Annotated in this window: 19 protein-coding genes; 12 read left to right on the forward strand and 7 right to left on the reverse strand. The window is 72.0% G+C overall.

What is annotated here, in order from left to right; translation table 11 throughout:
- Nucleotides 1–35: 35 nt before the first annotated feature.
- Together ACIQMR_RS00410 and ACIQMR_RS00415 are read right to left on the reverse strand one after the other, a co-directional pair.
- Entirely contained in the window at nt 36–302 is a 267-nt protein-coding gene (locus tag ACIQMR_RS00410) for a protealysin inhibitor emfourin (RefSeq protein ID WP_401381130.1), read from the reverse strand.
- A 34-nt stretch (nt 303–336) separates the two neighbouring features.
- Complete coding sequence (locus ACIQMR_RS00415; RefSeq protein WP_401381132.1) at nt 337–1389, reverse strand: M4 family metallopeptidase; 1053 nt, start codon at nt 1387–1389, stop codon at nt 337–339.
- A 304-nt stretch (nt 1390–1693) separates the two neighbouring features.
- On the opposite strand from ACIQMR_RS00415, the gene leuA reads away from it, so the two are divergent.
- The 8 genes from leuA (at nt 1694) to ACIQMR_RS00455 (ending at nt 13695) form a co-directional block, all read left to right on the forward strand.
- The gene (gene leuA / locus ACIQMR_RS00420) at nt 1694–3457 is read left to right on the forward strand and encodes a 2-isopropylmalate synthase (RefSeq protein ID WP_401381135.1); all 1764 of its coding nucleotides are present in this window, start codon (nt 1694–1696) and stop codon (nt 3455–3457) included.
- A gap of 156 nt (nt 3458–3613) precedes the next feature.
- Entirely contained in the window at nt 3614–4333 is a 720-nt protein-coding gene (locus ACIQMR_RS00425; RefSeq protein ID WP_401381137.1) for a TerB family tellurite resistance protein, read from the forward strand.
- Between the two features lie 155 nt (nt 4334–4488).
- Nucleotides 4489–6564: an MMPL family transporter gene (locus tag ACIQMR_RS00430; RefSeq protein WP_401381139.1), complete on the forward strand. Its 2076-nt coding sequence runs from the start codon at nt 4489–4491 to the stop codon at nt 6562–6564.
- A 122-nt stretch (nt 6565–6686) separates the two neighbouring features.
- Complete coding sequence (locus ACIQMR_RS00435; protein ID WP_401381142.1) at nt 6687–7922, forward strand: sensor histidine kinase; 1236 nt, start codon at nt 6687–6689, stop codon at nt 7920–7922.
- Entirely contained in the window at nt 7919–8593 is a 675-nt protein-coding gene (locus ACIQMR_RS00440) for a response regulator (protein ID WP_401381145.1), read from the forward strand. The genes ACIQMR_RS00435 and ACIQMR_RS00440 overlap by 4 nt, the downstream gene beginning before the upstream one ends.
- A gap of 77 nt (nt 8594–8670) precedes the next feature.
- Nucleotides 8671–9648, forward strand: a complete 978-nt coding sequence (bla, locus tag ACIQMR_RS00445) for a class A beta-lactamase (protein WP_401381147.1) — start codon at nt 8671–8673, stop codon at nt 9646–9648.
- 236 nt (nt 9649–9884) lie between these two features.
- Nucleotides 9885–12110: a tetratricopeptide repeat protein gene (locus ACIQMR_RS00450; protein WP_401381150.1), complete on the forward strand. Its 2226-nt coding sequence runs from the start codon at nt 9885–9887 to the stop codon at nt 12108–12110.
- A 157-nt stretch (nt 12111–12267) separates the two neighbouring features.
- Nucleotides 12268–13695, forward strand: coding sequence for a hypothetical protein (locus ACIQMR_RS00455; protein WP_401381152.1), 1428 nt, complete (start codon nt 12268–12270; stop codon nt 13693–13695).
- On the opposite strand, the gene ACIQMR_RS00460 is transcribed toward ACIQMR_RS00455, so the two are convergent.
- Both ACIQMR_RS00460 and ACIQMR_RS00465 read right to left on the reverse strand, forming a co-directional pair.
- Nucleotides 13685–13960 carry a DUF397 domain-containing protein gene (locus ACIQMR_RS00460; RefSeq protein WP_401381154.1) on the reverse strand — a complete coding sequence of 92 codons (276 nt, stop codon included), beginning with the start codon at nt 13958–13960 and terminating at the stop codon, nt 13685–13687. The two genes, ACIQMR_RS00455 and ACIQMR_RS00460, sit on opposite strands and share 11 nt — an antisense overlap.
- The gene (locus ACIQMR_RS00465) at nt 13942–14796 is read right to left on the reverse strand and encodes a helix-turn-helix transcriptional regulator (RefSeq protein WP_401381157.1); all 855 of its coding nucleotides are present in this window, start codon (nt 14794–14796) and stop codon (nt 13942–13944) included. Before ACIQMR_RS00465 ends, ACIQMR_RS00460 begins: the two co-directional genes overlap by 19 nt.
- Before the next feature lie 133 nt (nt 14797–14929).
- Between ACIQMR_RS00465 and ACIQMR_RS00470 the strand changes: the two genes are divergently transcribed.
- Nucleotides 14930–15145, forward strand: coding sequence for a hypothetical protein (locus ACIQMR_RS00470; RefSeq protein ID WP_358667397.1), 216 nt, complete (start codon nt 14930–14932; stop codon nt 15143–15145).
- On the forward strand, nt 15142–15360 hold the full coding sequence (locus ACIQMR_RS00475) for a hypothetical protein (RefSeq protein WP_401381160.1): 219 nt from the start codon (nt 15142–15144) through the stop codon (nt 15358–15360). Before ACIQMR_RS00470 ends, ACIQMR_RS00475 begins: the two co-directional genes overlap by 4 nt.
- Before the next feature lie 16 nt (nt 15361–15376).
- Here the strand turns inward: ACIQMR_RS00475 and ACIQMR_RS00480 are convergent, their stop codons facing one another.
- Both ACIQMR_RS00480 and ACIQMR_RS00485 read right to left on the reverse strand, forming a co-directional pair.
- Nucleotides 15377–15514 (reverse strand): hypothetical protein, encoded by a 138-nt coding sequence (locus ACIQMR_RS00480; RefSeq protein WP_401381163.1) that lies wholly within the window; start codon nt 15512–15514, stop codon nt 15377–15379.
- A gap of 118 nt (nt 15515–15632) precedes the next feature.
- On the reverse strand, nt 15633–15980 hold the full coding sequence (locus ACIQMR_RS00485) for a DUF6247 family protein (RefSeq protein WP_401381165.1): 348 nt from the start codon (nt 15978–15980) through the stop codon (nt 15633–15635).
- A 195-nt stretch (nt 15981–16175) separates the two neighbouring features.
- Between ACIQMR_RS00485 and recO the strand changes: the two genes are divergently transcribed.
- Both recO and ACIQMR_RS00495 read left to right on the forward strand, forming a co-directional pair.
- A complete protein-coding gene (recO, locus tag ACIQMR_RS00490; RefSeq protein ID WP_401381167.1) occupies nt 16176–16925 on the forward strand; it encodes a DNA repair protein RecO in 750 nt (249 codons plus the stop codon).
- 14 nt (nt 16926–16939) lie between these two features.
- A complete protein-coding gene (locus ACIQMR_RS00495; RefSeq protein ID WP_401381170.1) occupies nt 16940–17803 on the forward strand; it encodes an isoprenyl transferase in 864 nt (287 codons plus the stop codon).
- Nucleotides 17804–17883: 80 nt separating this feature from the next.
- Here the strand turns inward: ACIQMR_RS00495 and ACIQMR_RS00500 are convergent, their stop codons facing one another.
- Nucleotides 17884–18294 carry a Fur family transcriptional regulator gene (locus ACIQMR_RS00500; protein WP_266374322.1) on the reverse strand — a complete coding sequence of 137 codons (411 nt, stop codon included), beginning with the start codon at nt 18292–18294 and terminating at the stop codon, nt 17884–17886.
- Nucleotides 18295–18320: the final 26 nt, after the last annotated feature.

An 18320-nucleotide genomic window follows, 5' to 3' on the forward strand; every position in this document is an offset into this window, starting at 1 on the left:
GGCGGCACCGTTGCGTCACGGGGCCCGGCGGACCGCTACGCCCCCTGCTTCAGCACCATCGAGATCAGCGTGCGCTGCTCCTCGGTGAGCCGTGGATCGGCGCAGTACACCGTCCTCCCGTCGACCGTCAGCTGGTACTGGAATCCGTCCGGCACCCCCACCGGCGGCGTGCCCCGGCCGCTCTTCACGGCCGCTTCGGCCAGGGCGTGCCACTCCTGGGCATCGGGCCGGCCGGCGGTGTCCACCTCGGCGACCTTCTCGATGCCGGCGAATCCACCGGTGCGTCGCACTCGAATGCGCATGCGTCCTGTCCAGCCCCTCCCGGGCCGATCCGCCTCAGCCGGTCACCACGCCCACCTGGGACCAGGCCTTGACGACCGCCTCGTGCTCCGTGCCCTGACCGTAGCGGGCCGCCGCGGCCGCGACCGTCTCCTTGGCGAAGTCCGTGAACGACGCGTCGACCTGCAGCTTCCCCGAGGTCATCGTGTCGTACCAGATCTGCCCGGCCCGCTCCCACGCCTTGCCGCCGAGCTGGGTGGCGAGCAGGTGGAAGGCGTGGTTGGGGATGCCGGAGTTGATGTGGACGCCTCCGTTGTCCCGGCCGGTGCGGACGTAGTCGTCCATCGTCGCGGGCTGCGGGTCCTTGCCGAGCACATCGTCGTCGTACGCCGTGCCCGGTGCCTTCATCGACCGCAGCGCCACCCCGCTGACCTGGGGTGCGAGCAGCCCGGCGCCGATCAGCCAGTCGGCCTCGTCGGCGGTCTGGTCGAGGGTGTACTGCTTCACCAGCGAGCCGAAGACGTCGGAGACGGACTCGTTCAGGGCGCCCGGCTGGCCGAAGTAGGTGAGGTTCGCCGAGTGCTGGGTGAAGCCGTGTGCCAGCTCGTGGGCGATGACGTCGACGGCCACGGTGAAGTCGAGGAAGATCTCCCCGTCCCCGTCGCCGAACACCATCTGCTCGCCGTTCCAGAAGGCGTTGCCGTAGTTCTCGTCGTAGTGGACGGTCGCGTCGAGCGGCAGCCCGCCGCCGTCGATCGAGTCGTGTCCGTACGCGGTCAGCAGCAGCTCGAACGTCGCGCCGAGGCCCGCGTACGCGCGGTTGACCGTGGCGTCCCGGACGGGCTCGCCGCCTTCGGAGCGCACCTTGGTGCCGGGCAGCACCGTCCTGTGCTGGGCGTCGTAGACGGTCCGCTGCGGGCCCTCCTCGACGGCCTGCGCGGGGGCGGGGGCGCCGACGACGGTGGTCAGCCGGCGGCCGGTGCGGTGGGCGGCGTCCGCGACCAGGGTGCGGCGGGCCGCGGCGGCGACGGCCGGGTCACCGGCCCGGGCGAGCTTGTCGAGCAGGTGCGGAGGCACGATGCCGCAGAAGACGGGCATGAAGGAGTCCATGTCTGGCAATGTGGCACCGAGTCATGTGGCTGTCACTGGAAGCGACGATGATTAGGTAAATTGGGTGATCTGTCACATTTGCCCGTTACTGATCGGTCATCCCGCATACTGAAACGGGACCGGCGCTCACGCCGAAGCTCAGCTAGGCTCGTCCGCATCATGCGTTTCGGGCTGCTTCTTCTTAGCTGCCGCGGCGAGGGCCTGTAGTCGTAGGCCGACCCCCTCCCCGCGGAGTCAGGTGCTGCTTCGACACAGAGCGACCCAGTCGGCCGTCCCCACAGAGGACCCCGAGGAGCCCTACGCAATGTCTCAGTCGCAGTGGATCGGCCGGCCCACGCCGATCACGAACACGACGCACAGCCAGAAGCCGTCCGGTATGCCGGTCCACAAGTACGGCAGGTACGAGGCCGTGGACATCCCGGACCGCACCTGGCCCGAGAAGCGGATCACCAGTGCGCCGCGCTGGCTGTCCACCGACCTGCGTGACGGCAACCAGGCCCTCATCGACCCCATGTCGCCCGCCCGCAAGCGCGAGATGTTCGACCTGCTGGTCCGCATGGGCTACAAGGAGATCGAGGTCGGCTTCCCCTCCTCCGGCGACACGGACTTCGCCTTCGTCCGCTCGATCATCGAAGAGGGCGCGATCCCGGACGACGTGACCATCTCCGTGCTGACCCAGGCCCGTGAGGACCTGATCGAGCGGACCGTCGAGTCGATCGTCGGCGCCGAGCGCGCCACCGTGCACCTGTACAACGCGACGGCCCCGACCTTCCGCCGCGTCGTCTTCCGCGGCTCCAAGGACGACATCAAGCAGATCGCCGTCGACGGCACCCGGCTGGTGATGGAGTACGCGGACAAACTCCTGGGCGAGGAGACGGCCTTCGGCTACCAGTACAGCCCGGAGATCTTCACCGACACCGAGCTGGACTTCGCCCTGGAGGTCTGCGAGGCCGTCTGCGACGTGTGGCAGCCCGGACCCGGCCGCGAGATCATCCTGAACCTGCCCGCCACCGTGGAGCGTTCGACGCCGTCCACCCATGCGGACCGCTTCGAGTGGATGGCCCGCAACCTGACCCGCCGCGAGTACGTCTGCCTGTCCGTGCACCCGCACAACGACCGCGGCACGGCCGTGGCCGCCGCCGAGCTGGCGATCATGGCGGGCGCCGACCGTATCGAGGGCTGCCTGTTCGGCCAGGGCGAGCGCACCGGCAACGTCGACCTGGTCACCCTGGGCATGAACCTGTTCTCCCAGGGCGTCGACCCGCAGATCGACTTCTCGCAGATCGACGAGATCCGTCGCACCAGCGAGTACTGCAATCAGATGGAGATCCACCCGCGCCACCCCTACGCGGGCGATCTGGTCTACACCTCCTTCTCCGGCTCCCACCAGGACGCCATCAAGAAGGGCTTCGACGCCATGGAGGCCGACGCGGCCGCTCAGGGCCGGACGGTCGACGAGATCGAGTGGGCCGTCCCGTACCTGCCGATCGACCCCAAGGACGTCGGCCGCTCCTACGAGGCGGTCATCCGCGTCAACTCGCAGTCGGGCAAGGGCGGAATCGCCTACGTCCTGAAGAACGACCACAAGCTGGACCTGCCGCGCCGGATGCAGATCGAGTTCTCCCGCATCATTCAGGCCAAGACCGACGCCGAGGGCGGCGAGGTCACGCCGAAGGAGATCTGGTCGGTCTTCCGCGACGAGTACCTGCCCAACCCGGACAACGCGTGGGGCCGCATCCAGCTGCGTTCCGGCCAGACCACGTCCGACACCGACGGCACCGACACACTGACCGTCGAGGCGGTCGTCGACGGTACCGACACCGTCCTGACCGGTTCCGGCAACGGACCGATCTCGGCCTTCTTCGACGCGCTGAACGCCATCGGCGTCGACGCCCGGCTGCTGGACTACCAGGAGCACACGATGAGCGAGGGCGCGTCCGCGCAGGCAGCCTCGTACATCGAGTGCGCCATCGACGGAAAGGTCCTGTGGGGCATCGGCATCGACGCCAACACCACACGCGCCTCGCTGAAGGCGGTCATCTCGGCCGTCAACCGCGCCGCCCGCTGACGACCCCGCCGCCCGCGGCACCGAACCCCGCCCCTGCCGAGGGGCGGGGTTCGGCCATGTCCGGGTGATGTACCGCCGGGGTACTGACGTCACCTCACCGATGTGGCTAACATCACGTCAACGCGGCAATGTTGCCGAAGGCTACGGAGGTGCGAAGTGCGGCCAGTCCGAGGACAGAGCGGCCGAAAACCGCGCATCCACGGCCATCGTCGCCGTCGTGTCTTCGGTGTACGCACGTCATGGAGCACGATCGGTGACGGCGAGTTCTTCTGCCCCGACTGCGGAGGCGACCGCAACTACCGCCGCCGCACCGGCCGCCGCCGCTTCACCTTCCTCGGCGTCCCCGTCCTGCCGCGCGGCCACGCCGGCCCGGTCGTCGAATGCGCCGCCTGCCACACCCACTTCGGCACCGAGGCCCTCGACCACCCCACCACCGCCCGCTTCTCCGCGATGCTCCGCGACGCCGTGCACACGGTCGCCCTCGCCGTCCTCGCCGCCGGCGGCACCTCGTCCCGCACGGTCCGGCAGACCGCGGTCGCCACGGTCCGCGCCGCCGGGTTCAGCGACTGCACCGAGGACCAGCTGACCACGATGGTCGAGGCCCTCGCCGCCGACACCGGGCGCTTCATCACCGACGCCGGCCCGTGCGGCGCCGCCCTCGCCATCGAACTCCACGAGGCGCTGGAGCCGCTCACCCCCCATCTCGCCCCGTCGGGACGGGAGTCGATCCTGCTGCAGGGAGCGGGTATCGCCCTCGCCGACGGGCCCTACATCCCGGCGGAACGGGACGTACTGACCACGGTGGGGAACGCGCTGCAGCTGCGCGCCGACGACACGGCGCGGCTGCTGGCTGCGGCCCGCACACCGTCGCCGTAGTACCGCCGCAGTACGCCACTACTCCCCGGGGAGCAACGGCACGCCACCGCCCACCCCGGCAGTAGCGCACAGCTCGCCCCTCAGCGCGACGCATCGACCTTCCCCCGACGGGAGTCTGGATCCGTCCAGACCACCTCGCCGGAGGGAGGCCCGAGATGGGGGCCCCGACCACCACGCACGACGCGGCACCGCCGCCCGCTCCCGGGACGGTGGAGCGCCGCCGCGGCCGCCCGGTGCTGCCCTGGGCCGTCCTCGCCCTGTGGGTCGCGGTCCTCGCCGTCGCGACACCCTTCGCGGGCAAGCTCGGCGACGTGCAGCGCGACAACATCGTGGACTACCTGCCGGCGGGCGCGGACTCCACCCAGGTCGCCAGGATCCAGCAGGACCTCCCCGGCGGCGAGAGCACCCAACTCGTCCTCGTCTACCAGCGCGAGGGCGGCCTGACCGCCGCCGACCGGAGGACCGCGCAGGACCAGGCCGCCAGGATCGCCGCGGCGCACGAACTGACCGCCGAACCCAGGGGCGTACCCGCGGCCGACGGCGCCACCCTGATGTTCCCCGTGTCCTCGACCGAGCCGGGCAACGACGAGAAGGCCCGGGCCGCGTTCGTCGAGGACGTACGGGCCGAGGTCTCCGGTGGTGAAGGACTGACCGTCGAGGTCGGCGGACCGAGCGCCCTGCAGACCGACATGGAGGACGTCTTCGAGACCATCGACGGCACCCTGATGATCGCGACCGTCCTCGTCGTCGCCGTCCTGCTGGTCCTCACCTACCGCAGCCCGTTCCTGTGGCTCGTCCCGCTGCTCGTCGTCGGCGCCGCCGCCGTCACCAGCCGGGCCGTCGTCCACGGTCTGGTCCAGGGTTTCGGCCTCACCGTCACCAGCCAGAGCGGCGGCATCATGACCGTCCTCGTCTTCGGCGCGGGCACCGACTACGCGCTGCTCCTGGTCGCCCGCTACCGAGAGGAACTCCGGCGCGTCCCCCACCCGTACGACGCCATGCGCGCCGCGCTGCGCGGCTGCGGCCCCGCCGTCCTCGCCTCCTGCGGGACCGTCGCCGCGGGCCTGCTGTGCCTGCTCGCCGCCGACCTCAACAGCGCCCGCGGACTCGGTCCCGTCGGCGCGGTCGGCGTGGTGTGCGCGCTCGCCGCGATGCTGACGCTGCTGCCCGCCGTCCTCGTCCTCCTCGGCCGCCGGGTGTTCTGGCCGCTGGTCCCCCGTCACGGGAGCGAGGCCACGCGGCGCCGCAGCCTGTTCGCCGTGATGGGCAGCTCCGCCGGCCGCCGCCCGCTCGCCGTCCTCATCGCCGGCGCGGCGCTCCTCGGGGCACTCTCGCTCGGCGCGTTCAACCTGCCCGGCACCCTCAAGAACGAGGACGGCTTCACCGACCGCCCCGAGTCCGTCTCCGCCATGCAGAAACTGGCCGGCGCCTTCCCCGACCGCAGCAGCCAGCCGATCAGCGTCGTCACACCCACCGCCACCGCCGACCGGGCACTCGCCGAGGCCCGCGCGACCGACGGGGTGGCGACGGCCGAGCGCGGACGCAGCGCCGACGGATGGACGGAGCTGTCGGTCTTCGCCGAGGACGCGCCGGAGACCGCCGGCGAGACAACGACGATCAAGGCCCTGCGTGCCGCACTGGACGGCGCCCACGTCGGCGGGACGAGCGCCCAGCAACTCGATCTGGAGGACACCAACGAGCGTGACCGGATCGTCGTCGTCCCGCTGGTCCTCGCGGCCGTCCTGATCGTCCTCGTCGCCCTGCTGCGCAGCATCGTCGCCCCGCTGATCCTCATCGTCGCGGTCGTCGCCGTCTGGGGCGCCGCCATGGGCCTCGGCGGGCTGGTCTTCGGGCCGCTCCTCGGCTTCGAGGGCTTCGACCCCAGCCTGCCGCTGCTGTCCTTCGTGTTCCTCGTCGCCCTCGGCGTCGACTACGGCATCTTCCTGATGCACCGGATGCGGGAGGAAGCCCTCCTCGGCGCGGACCCCACGGCCGCGGCCCTGACCGCGCTGCGGACGACGGGCGGCGTCATCGCCTCGGCGGGCCTCGTGCTCGCGGCCACCTTCGCGGTCCTGATGAACCTGCCCCTGGTCGCGCTCGTCGAGATGGGCTTCATCGTCGCCGTGGGCGTCCTGCTGGACACCTTCCTCGTACGGACCTATCTGGTGACGAGCGCGAGCCTGTTGCTCGGCCGCGCGGTGTGGTGGCCCGGAAGGCTGTCCCGGAAGTAGGGCCGTCCGGAAACAGAGCCGCCCCGGGAACGACGAACGCCTCCGGCGGGGGCCGTGCCCGCCCGCGCCGCCGCCCACCCCCGCCGGAGCCGCCCGATGTCCCCATCCCGGAGGATGACCCCGTGGACCAGCACGAGAAGAGCAACCCGCCGAGGCTCGGGTACCGCGTGCTCGCCGCCGTCAGCCGTGACCCGCTCACCGCCCCGCACCGGCTCCGCAACGACGCCCTCATCGCCGCCGCCACCGGCGCCCTCGCCGTCGCGCTCGTGCTCGTCGTGCGCGACGGACGGGCCCCCGACGCCCTCGGCTGGGCCCTCCTCGCCGGCAGCGTCGTGCCGCTGGCGTGGCGCCGCAGCCGTCCGCTGCTCGTCCTGTTCGCCGTGATCGCGTGCATCGTGCCGTACCACGCGCTCGACAACACCCATGCCGCACCCGTTCCCGGATCACTGCTGGCCCTCTACACCGTGGCCTCCACCGCCCGCCCCCGGCACACGTTCCTCGTCGGGGCCGGCGTCATCGGCACCGCCCTGACGGTGATGTTCGGCGTCGGCGCCCACGAGGGCCTGGAAGCGCTGCGCACCACCGGCTGGATCCTCGCCGTGCTGATCTTCGGTGTGGACGTCCGCGTCTACCGCCGCTACATCGCCTCCGTCGTCGAACGCGCCGAACGAGCGGAACGCACCCGTGAGGAGGAGGCCGCCCGCCGCGTCGCCGAGGAACGCCTCCGTATCGCACGCGACCTGCACGACCTCCTCGCCCACAGCATCACCGTCATCGGCGTGCGCACGTCCGTCGCCGCGCACATCCTCACCGTCGACCCGGAACGGCTCGACCGCGACGCCGTCGCCGCCGCGCTCGACGAGATCGCGGAGACCTGCCGTACCGCGCGCGGTGAACTGCGCGCCACGCTCCAGGTGCTCCGGGCGAGCGAGGACGGTGACGAGGACGAGGACCCGTCGCACGGCCCGCTGCCCGGACTGGACGCGCTGCCCGCGCTCGTACGGGCCGCCGGGGCCGAACTCGCCATGCCCGCCACGGACATCGGCGTCCCGCCCGCCACCGGCGCCGCCGTCTACCGCATCGTCCAGGAGTCCCTCACCAACGCCGTGCGCCACGCGGGTCCGGGCGCGAACGTCACGGTCACCCTCGCACCGGACCCGGCCGCCGGACGTCTCCTCGTCCGCGTCACCGACGACGGCAACGCGCCCGGCGGAACCGCCGGTTCGGGCTACGGCGTACCCGGCATGCGCGAGCGTGCCCGCAGCGCGGGAGGCACACTGTCGGCGGGCCCGCGCGACGGAGGCGGGTTCGAGGTCGCGGCGGACCTGCCGCTCACCGCACGGGAGGCCCTGGCGTGACCGGCCCGATCCGCGTCCTGCTCGCCGACGACCAGAACCTCGTCCGCGCCTCGTTCGCCATGCTCGTCGACTCCGACCCCGGCATGGAGGTCGTCGGCCAGGCCGGGACCGGCCGCGAGGCCGTCGAACTCGCCCGCTCCGCACGGGCCGACGTCGTCGTCATGGACATCCGCATGCCCGAACTCGACGGTATCGAGGCCACCCGCCTCATCGCCGCCGACGACGACCTCGCCGGCGTCAAGGTCCTCGTCCTCACCACGTACGACACCGACGACCACATCCTGGAGGCCCTGCGCGCGGGCGCCTCCGGCTTTCTCGTGAAGGACATCAGACCGGCCGATCTGCTCGCCGCGATCCGGACCGTCGCCGCGGGCGAGGCCCTGCTCTCGCCGGGCCCCACCGCCCGACTCATCGCCCGCGTCCTCGCCGCCCCGGCCACCCCGGCCGCCCTGACGGCGGGCGGCCCGGACGGTCTGTCCGGACGTGAACGCCAGGTCCTCGCCCTGGTCGCCCGCGGCCTGGGCAACACGGAGATCGCCGAGTGCCTCGGCCTCAGCCCGCTCACCGCGAAGACCCACGTCAGCCGCATCATGGGCAAGCTCGGCGCCCGCGACCGGGCCCAACTCGTCATCGTCGCCTACGAGTCGGGCCTGATCGTTCCCGGGGTGTAACCGATCGGGCCGCAGCCGCATCCTGAACAGTGACCAGGTCGCCGGAAGGAGAACGAATGCGGAAGGGGAACACACCCATGGAATCCGTACGAGCCCTACGCGCACAGCGGACCCGTCGAGCGCTGCTGGCCGCCGGCGCCGGGGCGGCGCTGGCCGTCGCGCTGCCTCCGGGCGCGACGGCGGCCCCGTCCGCGCGCGGCGACGACGCGCCTGCCCGCGCAGGCGCCTCCCGGCGGCGGGGCGAGGGGCGGACCGAGGAGTTGAGCGAGCAGCTGTCCGCGCTCGAACGGGAGCACTCCGCCCGGCTCGGGGTGTTCGCGCGCAACCTGAGAACGGGCGCGACCGTGCTCCATCGCGCCGACGAACGCTTCCCGATGTGCTCGGTGTTCAAGACGCTCGCCGTCGCGGCCGTCCTGCGCGACCTCGACCGCGACGGCGAGTTCCTCGGCAAGCGCCTGCGGTACACCGCCGAGGAGACCGAGAAGTCGGGCTACGCCCCGATCACCGGCAGGAGCGAGAACCTCGCCCACGGCATGACCGTCGACGAACTGTGCGACGCCGCCATCCGCCACAGCGACAACGCCGCCGCCAACCTGCTGCTCCGCGAGCTCGGCGGCCCGAGGGCGATCACCGGCTTCGCCCGCTCGCTCGGCGACGGCGTGACCCGGCTCGACCGGTGGGAACCCGAGCTGAACTCGGCCGAGCCGTGGCGCGTCGAGGACACCACCGACCCGCGTCACATCGCCGGTACGTACACGCGTCTCGTCCTCGGCGACGCTCTCGTACGGCGGGACCGGCAGCGGCTGACCGGGTGGCTGCTGAACAACACGACCAGCGGGGCACGTTTCCGTGCCGGGCTCCCCAAGGACTGGACCCTCGCGGACAAGACCGGCGGCGGCTCGTACGGCACCAACAACGATGTGGGCATCGCCTGGACCCCGGACCGGGTGCCGGTCGTGCTGGCCGTCCTGACGACCAAGCACGTCCCCGACGCTCCGGCGGACGACCCGCTCGTGGCGAGGACGGCCGAGCTGCTGGCGGCGGCACTGGCCTGACGTCCGGGCCTTGGTCCCCGGTCCCGGCCGCTCCCCGTTCGCCCGGTCCCGGTCGCCCGGCCCCGCTCTCCGTGGCGCGGTCGTCCGTGGCGCGGTCTTCGATCCCGGGCTCCCGATCGGGGTCCGCGGGGCCGGGGCGGGGGCAGAATGGGCGAACACGTACGGCGTGAGCGGGGACCAGGGCGCCGGGCGGGCGGAAGGACGGAACGGGGAAGCGGGACCGGGACGGGGGAACTGTGCTGCGTACTCACGCGACTGCCGCGATGGTCACCGGATCGACGCTGCTGCCGGTGCTGCTCGCCGCCGCCGTGACCACGCTCCTCGCCGTACGGCAACGGCGGTCGAGGGCCCCGGCGCCGAGCGTGCCAGGCCCTTCGGGCCCGGATCCCGGATCGTTCCAACTCCCTTTGCCCATAGGTGACTTCGCCGGTCGCCTCGCCGAGATCGACAGCCTTCTGCGTCTCGTCCACGAAGGCCGGCGCGCCATCGCCGTCACCGGCGCCCCCGGCCTCGGCAAGTCCACGCTCGCGATCCGTCTCGCACACGAGTTGCGGCCCCTCTTCCCGGACGGCCAGGTGTACGCCGACCTCGGCGCCGGCTGCGGCGACCCGGCCGCGCCCGCCGCCGTACTGGCCCGCCTCCTCGGTGCCCTCGGCGCGCCCGCGGAGGAGCGGACCGGCGACCCCGCCGCCCTGGCCGCCCGCCTGCGCAGCCGCACCGCAGGCCGCCGCGTCCTGCTGCTCCTCGACGACGCCGCCGACGCCGCACAGGTCCGCCCGCTGCTGCCCGGCGGGGAGCACTGCCTCGCCCTGATCACCAGCCGCGACGCCCTCACCGGCCTTCCCGAAGCGACCCCGGTCCGCCTGGGCGCCCTCGCCGAGCCGGACGCGGTCGCCCTCCTCGCGAGCGTGGCCGCAGGGGAACGGACAGCCTTCGCGCGGGACAACGGGCCTCCACCCGGGCGAAGCCGGGGCGATGGCGGGCGGATCCCGGCCCCCGGACCGCACCGGGCCGACGCTCTCGTTCGCGCGTGTGGCGCGGTGCCCCTCGCCGTGCGCATCGCCGCCGCGGCAGGCGGCCGGCCGCGCGAAGCAGCCGTCCGGATCGTCCGCGAACGCGCCCGCCTCGACGCTCTGCACATCGGCGACGTCGCCGTCCGCGCCGCCTTCGAAACCGGCTTCGACGCGCTCGCCACCGCCGACCGCCATCTGCTGCGGAGCCTCGGCGCCCACCCCGGCGCCCGGTTCACCGCGCGCATCGCCGCCGCGGCGGCGGCCTGGGACCTGCCCGCCGCCCACACGGGACTCGAGCGCCTCACCGCTGCCCAACTCCTCCTCCCCGCAGGCCCGGACGGCTACCGCTTGCACGACCTGGTCCGCCGCTTCGCCGCCGAACGGCTCGAACGCGACACCGCTCCCGGCGACCGCCGCGCCGCCCTCGAACGCATCCTGGACGCGTACACCGACGACGCCTGCGAGCCCGGCACCCGCCCGTGGGGCTGCGCCGAACAGTCCACCATCTCCCTCCTCGTACGGGCGGGCGTCCGCGAAGGGCTGCACCGCCCCGCCCATCGACTCGCCGTCGCCGCCGACCGCCGGCTGTGGGACCACCCCGGTCAGCTCCCGCGCATCGCCATGTGGGCCGCCGTCCTGGACGCCGCCCGCCGCTGCGGCGAACAGGGCTGGACGGCCGACGCCCTGCGCGGCCTGGGCGCCGCCTACGCGCACGAAGGACGGCTCGACCAGGCCGTGGACCATCTGCGGATGGCGCTCGCCGTGCGGCGCCGCGCGGCCACTCGCGCCGAGCGGGCCGAGCAGATCCGGACCCGCCGCCTCCTGGGCAGCGCGCTGCGCAGCGCGGGCCGATACGAGGAGGCGCTGCGGGAGTTCCGCACCGCCCTGGACGGCTGCCGCGAAGCGGGCGACACGACGGGCGAGGCGGAGGTCCTGTGCGGCCTCGGCGCCCTGCATCTCGACCGGCGCCGCCCCGACGAGGCGATCGACTGCCTGGAGCGGGCACTGCCCCTGCTCGCCCAGCGCGGCGACGACCCCGTTTACGTCGCCGACGCCCGCCGGCACCTCGGCTCGGCCTACGTCCAGGCCGGCAGTCTCGTCCCCGCAGAGCGCCATCTGCACTCCGCCCTCGCCGTCCACCGCACCCGGCCGCGCAACGACCGTGACACGGCGGGGGAGGGGTGGACCCTGCGCGAGCTGGGCTTCCTGGAGGAGCACCGCGGCGCGTACGGAGCCGGTGCCGAGCTGCACCACGCGGCGCTGGCCGCCTTCGAACGCGCGGGCCACGCCATGGGTGTGGCGGCCGCGGCGGAGGCGATCGGCGACAACCTGCTGGCACAGGGCGAGCAGCCGGGCGCCGACACGTGGTACCGGCGGGCGGCCGCGGTCCACACCGCACTCGGCGACCACGTCCGCGCGGCCGGGACACGACGCAAGTTCACCACTTGATCAATCCCTCAACCATCCCTCTTCGCAAGGGTGTTGGGGCTACGGCGATTGTGAACGGCCCGTGCGCGCGTGGCATGATGCCTCCGCTGTTACTCGCGAGTAAGAACGAGTGGCGGCAACCACCCCCCTCACCCTTCATTCGCCGGAGGACACCCCCGTGCGTCATTCCACCAGGAGACTCCTGGCCCCCGCGCTGACCGCGCTCGCGATCACGATCGCCGCGAGCGGCTGCTCGGCCGGCCCCGACACCGCCGACCACCCGGCCGCCGGGCCCACCCCCGCCGCCGCCACGGCAACAGCGGGCGACGGAAGCGAACAGCTCGACGTCGAAGCCGCGCCCGAAGGAAAGCCCACCCCGACGGCCGTGGCCCGCCGCAGCTCCGACGGCGGCAACAGCGCGAAGAAGAGCACCCTGAAGGTCGCCTCCTACGACAAGCGCACCCGACGCGCCGTCATATCCACCCCGCGCCGGGACGAGACCCCGTCGGCCACACCCACCGCGTCACCCACGGCCGACGCCCCGGTCAAGACCGGCGACGTCATCGCCAGCGCCCCCGCACCCGGCGCCCCCGAAGGACTGCTGGCCCAGGTCACCGAAGTCGTTGGCACCACCGACAAGGGCACCGAGGTCCGCACGAAGCCCACCACCCTCAACACCCTCCTCGCCGACGACAAGGCCGACGGACAGGTCCCCGTCGACCCCTCCACCTTCGACGTCGAACCCCTCGTCAAGGGCGTCAAGATCTCCTGGGCCAAGAACGGCGGCGCCACCTTCGGCCCCAGCGGAGCGAAGCTCCCCCTCGGCAGCCTGCGCCTCGACGTCGGCGCCGCCCTCGCCACCGCCGACGACGCACCCGTGTCCGCCGCCGCGTCCGTCTCCGGCTTCGTCCAGCTCGCGCCGCAGGTGGAGTTCTCCTACGACGGCAGCGCCAACGGCCAGTCCGGCCGCCCCGCGCCCGGCTCCGCCTTCCTCGGCATGACCGGCGACTGGAGCGCACAGTGGGCCCTCAAGGGCCGCGCCTCCGCGAAGGCCACCCAGCGCATCCCCTTCGCCAAGCTGCACGCCGACCCGGTCATCCAGGTCGGCCCCGTGCCCGTCGTCGTCAACCTCGACCTGACCTGCTACCTCCAGGTCGAGGCCGACGGCCGCATCACCCTCGACGTCCAGCAGAGCGTCAAGGGCGACTTCCGCGTCGGCGGCAGCTACGCCCCGGGCGACGGCTGGACGCCCGTCAGCACCTCCGACGTGAAGAGCACCCCGGTCACCAGCACCGTCACCGCCGCCGGCCAGGCGAAGACCACCCTCGGCGCCGAGGCGTCCGTCGGCCTGTACGGCATGGTCGGCCTCACCGCCGACTTCGCCCCCTACCTGCGCGCGGAGGCCGAGGCCCGCGCGGACGCGTCCTCGGACGGCACGGCGAAGGTCTCCGGCACCTGGGCGCTGCACGGCGGCTTCGACCTCAGCGGAAACCTCCAACTCCAGCTGGCGATCTTCGGCACACCGATCCTCCAGCACCGCATCCCGCTGGGCAGCCTCCACCGCGAATGGCCACTGGCGAGCGGCAAGGGCACGCTCAGGGTTTGACGACGCCCTCGACGAAGGCGGCCCAGGCCGCGGCGGGGAGGACGATGACGGACCCGTCAGGGACCTTGCTGTCCCTGACGGGGACGACACCGGGGAGGTCGTCAAGGACCTCGACGCAGTTGCCGCCTTCGCCGTTGCTGTAAGTGCTCTTGCGCCATGGTGCGGCGCCGGGGAAGTCGTGGGCGACCTCGACGCACTCGCCGCCCTCGCCGTTGCTGTAGCTGCTCTTGCGCCAGCGGGCGTTGCTCAGGTCGTACTCGGGCATCGTCTGTAGTCCTCAGCCGCCGACTCGATCATGGCGAGGGACGCCTCCGGCGACAGCGCGGCGACCCTGAGCAGATCGTAGGCGCGTTGTACGCGCTTCACCACTGCCGGATCGTCCAGCAACGTGCCCGAAAACGACGTCTCCGTATAGGCGGTTGGCGGCGCGTCATCGAACTCCATGAGCCTCAACGACCCATCCATGGAGGCATGCGCCCCAGCCGTGTACGGGACGACCGTTACGAGGGCCTTGCGCTCGCGCGCCATGACCGCGATGTGGTCCAACTGCCGGGCCATCTCGCCCCGGCCACCGACGGGAACGCGTAAGGCGTTCTCATGCAGCGTCGCCCAATACTCGGGCCTTGTAGCGTCCTTGAGGATGTGCGCGCGCTCCATCCGGGACACGACCTTCTCCTCGACGTAGTCCTCGGAGGCGAACGGGTTGGCCGCGAGCGTGACCGCCTGCGCGTACTCGGCGGTCTGCAGCAGACCAGGCACGACCGTCGGTGCGAACTCGCAGATCCTCGTCGCCAGCAGTTCCAGTTCCGCTACCGCCGCGAAGTAATCCGCGTACGGCGAACCGGCGATGAGCTTCCTCCACATCCGTTCGAAAAAGCCGTCGGTTTGTAGCGCCTCGTCGATCCGTCCCGCCACATCCTTCTGCGGCTTCCTAATCGCCTGTTCGAATTGGCCGATGTACCCGCCGGAGACGAATACCCGCCGCCCCAGTTCCCCCTGCGTCAGCCCGGCCGCCTCCCGCCTCCGCTTCAGCTCCAGGCCGAAGAACTCCCAGGCCGCCTGCCGTGCCCAGGCTCCCCGCCCCATACCTGCGTTGGCCATGGATTAACTCCTTTGTGCTGCCGTGCAGTTGTAGCGCGCGTATGTCTGCCGATTCTAGGTCCGTGTCTTCACACTCGAGATGGGAAAGACACAAGGCATCCGGAAGCACGGGAAGCACGAGGAGAGGAGCGCCGTGGCGGAAAGGGAACACCTCCAGGACGCGGAAGCGGTCGTGGCGGAATTGCGGGGCGCGCTCGCACGCATCGGCGTGACGCTGCCGTCGCTCGGGATCGACCCCCTGTCGTACGACGGACGCGAGACCCGCGTCCTGGTCGAACTGGGCCGGTGCAACGTCGAGACCGCGCGGAGGATGGCCGCCGCGCTGCCCGGGGAGGAGACGGACCGATGAAGCCGCCGGCGGTGGGGTCGTACGTGATTGACACGAGCTCCGGCCGGATGGGCAGAGTCATGGGGTACGAGGGGCCGTACGTACAGCTCAGACCGATCGGCGGTGGCCGCGAATGGGACTGCGCTCCGGAGGTGGTGCGCCCCGCCACCGCCATGGAGCGCCTGCGCGCGGCAACGGCGTACGCGAACGCCCGCAGCCGCGGTGAGGTGCCGTGAGACGCCGTGAAGCGCCTCAGCCGTACCAGGTGACGTTGCACACGTAGACGCACTCATGGCGCGGGACCGGCGGAAAGCTGATGAAGCCACGTCCACCGAGGATGTCGAACTCGCGCAGGCCGCCCTCGCGGTCGAAGGGCCTGCCGACCCGCACCGAGTCCTTGCCGAGAGCGGCGAGTTCGGTACTCAGGCGTCCACCTCCGCCATGACCCCGGGCGGCAGTCCCTCGGTGACGTACTCCTGGCTCGGGTTGCAGTCCCAGGTCCAGTCGCTCACAGGCCTGCCTCGGCCTCGGTCGCCGCGCGGATCCGCGTGATCTCCACAATGGCGTCCGCAGGGTCCTGCTCACCCGCGTCCACGATCCGCTCGAGCTCGCGAAGTCGCGCCGCACGCTCCGGGTGGCGTTCGATCGCGACGAACACGGCCCAGGAATGGACGAACGCCCGGAGGGGGGCGAGGCTCTGCGTCTGCTGGGCGTTGGTCGTCGCCTCGAAGAGGTGCCGGGTCAGGGCCGGCACACGACTCGGAGCGATCCGGGAGACCGCCTCCCGCAACGCATCAGGTGTCAGGGCGGGCATCGGGATCAGTGGCCCGTACGGGCCATCGGGCCGCGCGCTCACAGGGACCTCCGGGGCGGATGGGGCTGGCCTTCGTACCGTACCGGCCGGAGCTGGACGACCACCGGGCTTCCGGCCGGTACACCCGCCGGAGGATCGCGCACGGGACTCGGGCTCCGCCATGCCGCACCGACCTTTTCACCGCCAGGAGCGACGACCCCCGCCCGCCGCCCCGCACCCATACGCGAGAATGGGCCCATGAGTCTGTTCCGCGACGACGGCATCGTGCTGCGCACCCAGAAGCTGGGTGAGGCGGACCGGATCATCACGATCCTCACCCGCGGGCACGGGCGCGTCCGCGCCGTCGCCCGTGGGGTGCGCCGTACCAAGTCGAAGTTCGGGGCGCGGCTCGAACCGTTCTCGCACGTGGACGTGCAGTTCTTCGCACGCGGCAGCGATCTCGTCGGCCGCGGGCTCCCGCTGTGCACACAGAGCGAGACCATCGCTCCGTACGGCAGCGGGATCGTCACCGACTACGCCCGCTACACCGCCGGCACCGCCATGCTGGAGACCGCGGAGCGGTTCACCGACCACGAGGGCGAGCCGGCCGTGCAGCAGTACCTGCTGCTCGTCGGCGGGCTGCGCTCCCTCTCCCGCGGCGAGCACCCCCCGCACCTCATCCTCGACGCGTTCCTGCTGCGCTCCCTCGCCGTGAACGGCTACGCGCCGTCGTTCCAGGACTGCGCGAAGTGCGGCATCCACGGGCCGAACCGATTCTTCTCCGTCGCGGCCGGCGGAGTCATATGCGCCGACTGCCGGGTACCCGGCAGCGTCGTACCCTCTGCGGAGGCCGTCGCACTGCTCAGCGCGCTGCTGACCGGAGACTGGGACGCCGCGGAGGGGTGCGAGGAGCGCCACGTCAGGGAGGGCGGCGGACTGGTGTCCGCCTATCTGCACTGGCACCTGGAGCGCGGCCTGCGATCGCTGCGGTACGTAGAGAAGAACTAGGAGAGTGTGACCCCATGGCACGACGCGGATTCCTGGGACGTTCCCGCCGCGAGTACGAGGCCCCCGAACCACACCCCTCCGGTGCCCGTCCGCCGAAGATCCCCGGCGAGCTCGTGCCGAAGCACGTGGCGATCGTCATGGACGGCAACGGCCGCTGGGCCAAGGAGCGCGGCCTGCCCCGCACCGAGGGGCACAAGGTCGGCGCCGAGCGCGTGCTGGACGTGCTGCAGGGCGCGATCGAGATGGGCGTCGGAAGCATCTCCCTCTACGCCTTCTCCACCGAGAACTGGAAGCGCTCGCCGGACGAGGTGCGCTTCCTGATGAACTTCAACCGCGACTTCATCCGCAAGACCCGCGACCAGCTCGACGCACTCGGCATCCGCGTCCGCTGGGTGGGCCGGATGCCCAAGCTGTGGAAGTCGGTGGCCAAGGAGCTCCAGATCGCCCAGGAGCAGACCAAGGACAACGACAGGCTCACGCTGTACTTCTGCATGAACTACGGCGGGCGCGCGGAGATCGCCGACGCGGCGCAGGCGCTGGCGGCGGATGTGAAGGCCGGGCGGCTCGACCCGTCCAAGGTCGACGAGAAGACCCTCCAGAAGTACCTCTACTACCCGGACATGCCGGACGTCGACCTCTTCCTGCGGCCGAGCGGCGAGCAGCGCACCTCCAACTACCTGATCTGGCAGAGCGCCTACGCCGAGATGGTCTTCCAGGACGTGCTCTGGCCCGACTTCGACCGCCGTGACCTGTGGCGGGCCTGCCTGGAGTTCGCCTCACGCGACCGCCGCTTCGGCGGTGCGATCCCCAACGAGGAACTCCTCGCCATGCAGGGCAAGGACCCTGCCCCTGCCCCGGCTCCGGACCCCGCCGGCTGACCCGGCGCATGGGAAAGGGCCTGCACCCGGCGCCGGGTGCAGGCCCTTTCACCTACGTCGATCACGTCGACCACGTCGACTCACTTCCGCGCGCACTCCGCGCACGTACCGAAGATCTCCACGGTGTGTGCCACGTTCACATAACCGTGCTGCGCGGCAATCGTCTCCGCCCACTGCTCCACCGCGGGGCCCTCGACCTCGACCGCCTTGCCGCACATCCGGCACACCAGATGATGGTGGTGCTCACCGGACTCACAACGCCGGTACACCGCCTCACCGTCGCTCGTGCGCAGCACATCCACCTCACCGGCGTCGGCGAGGGACTGCAGCGTCCGGTAGACCGTCGTCAGGCCGACCGAATCGCCGCGGTGCTTGAGCATGTCGTGCAGCTCCTGCGCACTGCGGAACTCGTCCACCTCGTCCAGCGCCGCCGCCACCGCGGCCCGCTGACGGGTCGACCGGCCGCGCACGGGGGGTCCAGCCGTCGCCACAGGTGCCTCCTAACGTTGCGCCGCTC

The sequence above is a fragment of the Streptomyces sp. NPDC091376 genome, from assembly GCF_044757085.1.
Lineage (GTDB): Bacteria > Actinomycetota > Actinomycetes > Streptomycetales > Streptomycetaceae > Streptomyces > Streptomyces pratisoli.